Source organism: Roseovarius sp., assembly GCF_018066915.1.
In the GTDB taxonomy this organism is placed as follows: Bacteria; Pseudomonadota; Alphaproteobacteria; order Rhodobacterales; family Rhodobacteraceae; genus Roseovarius.
In genome coordinates, this window is the sequence record NZ_JAGPVV010000336.1 from 1 (window position 1) to 5,384 (window position 5,384).

A 5,384-nucleotide genomic window follows, 5' to 3' on the forward strand; every position below is an offset into this window, starting at 1 on the left:
TCGCGGCCACAGCCGCGTCGGTAGTCTATCGGTATTGCGTCGGTGCGGGCGGGGCAGAATGGGGGCGCCGCCCCCGTCGCGCTGCGCGCGCCTCCCCCGAGGTATTTTGTGCCAGATGAGCCGTCATGCGAGTGCCGCCAGCAGCATGAGCAGCGTGGCCCCAAATCCCACCGCCCAAATGAGCGAGCGCCAGGGGCGCAGGCCAAAATAATAGGCCGGAATATAGAGCACGCGCGCGGCGAGATAGGTATAGGCGCAGGCGGCGGTGAGCGGGCTCGATTGCGCGCTGAGCGTCACGACCACAACCGCGATGGTGAAGAGGATCAGCCCCTCGAAATGGTTGGAGAGCGCACGGCCAAGGCGCGCGGTTTTCGGCGAGAGCTGTTTCGTAGGCTCCCGGTCGCGCGCGGACATGGTGTAGCCGGGTCCAAGCTCGAGATTGGCCGGGACCGCGTAGAGCAGGAATTGCACGGCTTGCAGAAGTGCTGCGAGGGTGAGGGCGGTGAGTTCGGGGGTCATTGGCTCTCTTCAAAAGGGTAATTCATCACCAGATTCGTAACCTAGTTCACCACCATTTTCTTCATTCGGCATTTGGCGGTGGTCTTGGATCTGAAGTCTTTTTCTAGAGTCTTCAATTAACGCCTGCTCACTCTCTTCTTCCAGCTTATCGCGACCGATCAGGGCAGAAATTGTCCCGATTGCAGGAGGCAAATCAGCCAGTAAGGAGGTCGTTCCAACCGCAATACCGCCAATGATCGCCAAAATAGAACCAACACGTGCGATGTCGGTTCTTTCGGAAATGACCATTATTTGCAGCTGATCTATCTGCTTTCCCGCTTTGTTTTTTTGCGTTTCTGAAAGCTCAGAGCTTCTAATCATCGCCCGGAGATTTTCTATCTCAGAAAGAACCTTTATTCTTGTTGGACGTGAAAGTGCAACTGAATTTGCAATGGTTCGAACGCTTACGCGAAGGCTAAGGCGAGTAGCCAAACCTGCAACACTTGCTCGAAACGCATCAAAATCCTCGCGGACATTACCCGGGGCAATTTCCTTTAGAGCGCCTATCCCTAATTCTTCTGCCGCGACAGACAGAATCTGAACGTATTCAAGTAAATCATAAGTTTCATAGCCCCCATTGTTCATATCGAAGCCGTTGTCCAAGCGCTTCTCTATCAAGTCACGCAGTTGCAGCCAACGAGCCTCAGGCTGTTGGGGCAAACCCTCAAAATCGCTGGCGGCAACTAACGGCATGTCTATTACAAATCCATCAGCAATCGGCGGGGGTCTTCCAGCGCCTCTTTCACCCGCACGAGGAACGTCACCGCACCCTTGCCGTCGACGATCCTGTGATCGTAGCTGAGCGCCAGATACATCATCGGGCGCGCGACGATCTGGCCGTTCACGACCATCGGCCGGTCCTGGATCTTGTGCATGCCGAGGATACCCGATTGCGGCGGGTTGAGGATGGGCGAGGACATGAGCGAGCCGTAGACGCCACCGTTGGAGATGGTGAAGGTGCCACCCTGCATTTCGGCCATGCTCAGCTTGCCGTCACGGGCGCGCGCGCCCTTTTCGGCGATGGCCTTTTCAATCGCGGCAAAGCCCATGGAATCCACATCGCGGATCACCGGCACGACTAGGCCCGTGGGCGTGCCCGCAGCCACCCCCATATGCACGAAGTTCTTGTAGACGATATCGGTGCCATCAATCTCGGCATTGACCTCGGGCACTTCTTTCAGAGCATGCACGCAGGCCTTGGTAAAGAACGACATGAAGCCAAGGCGCACGCCGTGCTTCTTGAAGAACTCGTCCTTGTACTGGTTGCGCAGCGCCATCACCTCGGTCATGTCCACCTCGTTATAGGTGGTGAGCATGGCGGCGGTGTTCTGGCTGTCCTTGAGGCGGCGCGCGATGGTCTGGCGCAGGCGAGTCATCTTGACGCGCTCTTCGCGGGCCACATCCTCGGCCGGGGCAGGGGCGCGGGGCGCTTGGGCCGGGGCGGCCGCGGCAGCGGGCGCTTGCGTGGCCGCAGCGGCGGCGCGGGCCACATCCTCTTTCATCACGCGGCCATCGCGGCCAGAACCCGTGACCTGATCACGGCTGAGACCGGCCTCGGCCATGGCTTTCTTGGCCGACGGCGCATCCTCGACGTCCTTGCCACTGGCGGCGGCGGGCGATGCGGCCTCTTCGGCCTTGGGGGCTGCGGCGGCGGGGGCAGATGCCCCGGCGCCCGAGGACAGGATCGCGAGCTTGCCCCCGGCCTGAACAGTAGACCCTTCGGCGGCGAGGATTTCGGTCAGGATGCCCGCAGCAGGGGCCGGCACCTCGACCGAGACCTTGTCGGTCTCAAGCTCGCAAAGCATCTCGTCGGCGGCGACGGGGTCGCCCACCTTCTTGAACCATGTCGACACGGTCGCCTCAGACACGGATTCGCCCAAGGTGGGCACCATCACATCGACGCTGGCCCCGGTCTGGGCCGCCTCTGCCTTGGCGGGTTTCTCGGCCTTGTCAGACTTGGCCGGGGCCGCTTTGGCATCACCTGCGGAAATGGTGGCCAAGAGCGCATCAACGCCGACGGTCTGACCCTCTTGCGCCACGATTTCGCCCATGGTGCCAGCCACGGGGCTCGGCACCTCGACCGTCACCTTGTCGGTTTCCAGCTCGCACAGCATCTCGTCGGCGGCGACCGGATCACCGGGTTTCTTGAACCAGGTGGCGACGGTGGCCTCGGTCACGGATTCGCCAAGGGTGGGGACGCGGACTTCGGTAGTCATGGGTTAGTTCCCTTCGATGGTCAGCGCGGCATCGACCAGCGCTTCTTGTTGTGCTTTGTGCTGTTTGGCGAGGCCCGTGGCAGGCGACGCCGAAGCGGGACGACCGGCATAGACGGGCCGCAGATGCTTGGCCTTGATGCGGGTCAGAACCCATTCGATATTGGGCTCGATAAAGGACCAGGCGCCCTGGTTCTTGGGCTCTTCCTGACACCAGACCATTTCCGCGCCCTTGAAGCGTTCCAACTCCTTGACCAGCGACATGGCCGGGAACGGGTAGAACTGTTCGATACGCAGGAGATAGACATCGGTGATCCCGCGCGCATCGCGTTCCTCGAGCAGGTCGTAATAAACCTTGCCCGAGCACATGACGACGCGCCGGATCTTGTCATCCGAGACCAGCTTGGTCTGCGAATTTCCATATTGCGCATCGTCCCAGAGAACGCGGTGGAATGAAGAGCCGGTGGTGAACTCTTCGGCCTTGCTCACTGCCATCTTGTGCCGCAAGAGCGATTTCGGCGTCATCAGGATGAGCGGCTTGCGGAAGGTGCGATACATCTGGCGGCGCAGGATGTGAAAGTAATTCGCCGGCGTGGTGCAATTGGCCACGATCCAGTTATCCCCGCCACACATGGTCAGGAAGCGTTCCAGACGGGCCGAGGAATGTTCCGGCCCCTGCCCCTCATAACCATGCGGCAAGAGACAGACGAGACCGGACATGCGCAGCCATTTCGATTCCCCGGACGAGATGAACTGATCGAACATGATCTGCGCGCCATTGGCGAAATCACCAAACTGCGCCTCCCACAGGGTTAGCGCATTGGGTTCGGCCAGGGAGTAACCATATTCAAACCCCAGCACCGCATATTCCGAGAGCATCGAGTCGATGACCTCGTATTGCGCCTGCCCCTCGCGGATATGGTTGAGCGGGTAATACCGCTCTTCATTGTCCTGATGGATCAGACCGGAATGTCGCTGGCTGAAGGTGCCGCGCGTGCAATCCTGCCCCGAGAGCCGGACCCGGTAGCCTTCCGTCAAGAGCGAGCCAAAGGCCAATGCCTCGGCGGTGGCCCAGTCAAAGCCCTCACCGCTCTCGAACATGGCGGCCTTGGATTCAAGAAGCCGCTCAACCGTCTTGTGCAGCGGAAAGCCTTCGGGCGGCGTGCTGAGCGCGCGGCCCACGTCGGCCATGGTCTCGGGCTTGATCGCGGTCTCGCCGCGCTCATACTTGCCGCGATGGGCGTTGAGATCGGCCCATTTGCCATCCAGCCAGTCGGCCTTGTTCGGGCGGTAATCCTTGCCGGCCTCGAATTCATCCGCGAGATAGGCTTGGAACGCGGTTTTCATGTCCTCGATTTCCCCTTCGGGGATGAGACCATCCTTGACCAGCCGCTCGGTATAGAGGCTGAGCGTGGTCTTCTGCTGCTTGATCTTTTTATACATCACCGGGTTGGTGAACATGGGCTCGTCGCCCTCGTTATGACCGAAGCGGCGATAGCAGATCATGTCGATGACAACGTCCTTGTGGAATTTCTGGCGGAATTCCGTGGCGACGCGGGCGGCGTGAACGCAGGCTTCGGGATCGTCCCCATTAACGTGGAAAATCGGCGCCTCGACCATCAGCGCGATATCGGTCGGATAGGGCGACGAACGGCTGAAATGCGGCGCGGTGGTAAACCCGATCTGGTTGTTCACGACGATATGAATGGTCCCGCCGGTGCGATGCCCCTTGAGGCCCGAAAGACCGAAACATTCCGCCACAACCCCCTGACCGGCAAAGGCTGCATCCCCGTGCAAGAGGATCGGCAGCACCTTGGTGCGGTCGGTGTCGTTCAACTGATCCTGCTTGGCACGGACCTTGCCCAGAACGACAGGGTTGACCGCCTCTAGGTGGCTGGGGTTAGCGGTCAGCGACAGGTGCACCTTGTTACCATCGAATTCGCGGTCCGAGGACGCGCCAAGGTGGTACTTCACATCGCCCGATCCATCGACCTCTTCGGGCTTAAAGCTGCCGCCCTGGAATTCGTTGAAAATCGCGCGATAGGGCTTGCCCATCACATTGGCCAGCACCGACAAACGCCCCCGATGCGGCATGCCGATCACGATGTCCTGCACGCCCAACTGCCCGCCGCGCTTGATGATCTGCTCCATCGCTGGAATGAGGGATTCCCCGCCATCCAGACCAAAGCGCTTGGTGCCCATGTATTTTACATGCAGGTATTTTTCAAAGCCTTCGGCCTCGACCAGCTTGTTCAGGATCGCCTTGCGCCCGTTGCGGGTAAAGGTGATTTCCTTGTCATAACCCTCGATCCGCTCTTTCAGCCAGGCGGATTCCTCGGGGTCGGAAATATGCATGTATTGCAGCGCGAACGTGCCGCAATAGGTGCGTTTCACGATGGCCAGAATCTCGCGCAGCGACGCGATTTGCAGGCCCAGCACATTGTCGATAAAGATCGGGCGATCCATGTCGATCTCGGTGAAGCCGTAGGATTTCGGATCAAGCTCCGGGCGGTTCGGCGTTTCGCGCAGGCCCAGCGGATCGAGATCAGCGGCCAGATGCCCCCGGATGCGGTAGGCGCGGATCAGCATCAGCGCGCGCACGGAATCGAGCAC

General features: G+C 60.1%; 4 protein-coding genes. All 4 read right to left on the reverse strand.

The window, feature by feature from the left end; translation table 11 throughout:
• Window positions 1–123: 123 nt before the first annotated feature.
• Window positions 124–519 (reverse strand): MAPEG family protein, encoded by a 396-nt coding sequence (locus KBT70_RS18745; RefSeq protein ID WP_296637755.1) that lies wholly within the window; start codon window positions 517–519, stop codon window positions 124–126.
• A 9-nt stretch (window positions 520–528) separates the two neighbouring features.
• Window positions 529–1,251 carry a hypothetical protein gene (locus KBT70_RS18750; RefSeq protein WP_296637758.1) on the reverse strand — a complete coding sequence of 241 codons (723 nt, stop codon included), beginning with the start codon at window positions 1,249–1,251 and terminating at the stop codon, window positions 529–531.
• A gap of 5 nt (window positions 1,252–1,256) precedes the next feature.
• Window positions 1,257–2,774: a 2-oxoglutarate dehydrogenase complex dihydrolipoyllysine-residue succinyltransferase gene (odhB, locus tag KBT70_RS18755; RefSeq protein WP_296637761.1), complete on the reverse strand. Its 1,518-nt coding sequence runs from the start codon at window positions 2,772–2,774 to the stop codon at window positions 1,257–1,259.
• A gap of 3 nt (window positions 2,775–2,777) precedes the next feature.
• Window positions 2,778–5,384 (reverse strand): 2-oxoglutarate dehydrogenase E1 component (locus KBT70_RS18760; RefSeq protein WP_296637764.1); only part of this gene is annotated, 2,607 nt, incomplete at its 5' end.

Bases quoted from the DNA above. Each gene is read 5' to 3' on its own strand.
- KBT70_RS18745 (WP_296637755.1), bottom strand. From the start codon at position 519: ATGACCCCCGAACTCACCGCCCTCACCCTCGCAGCACTTCTGCAAGCC.
- KBT70_RS18750 (WP_296637758.1), bottom strand. From the start codon at position 1,251: ATGCCGTTAGTTGCCGCCAGCGATTTTGAGGGTTTGCCCCAACAGCCT.
- odhB (WP_296637761.1), bottom strand. From the start codon at position 2,774: ATGACTACCGAAGTCCGCGTCCCCACCCTTGGCGAATCCGTGACCGAG.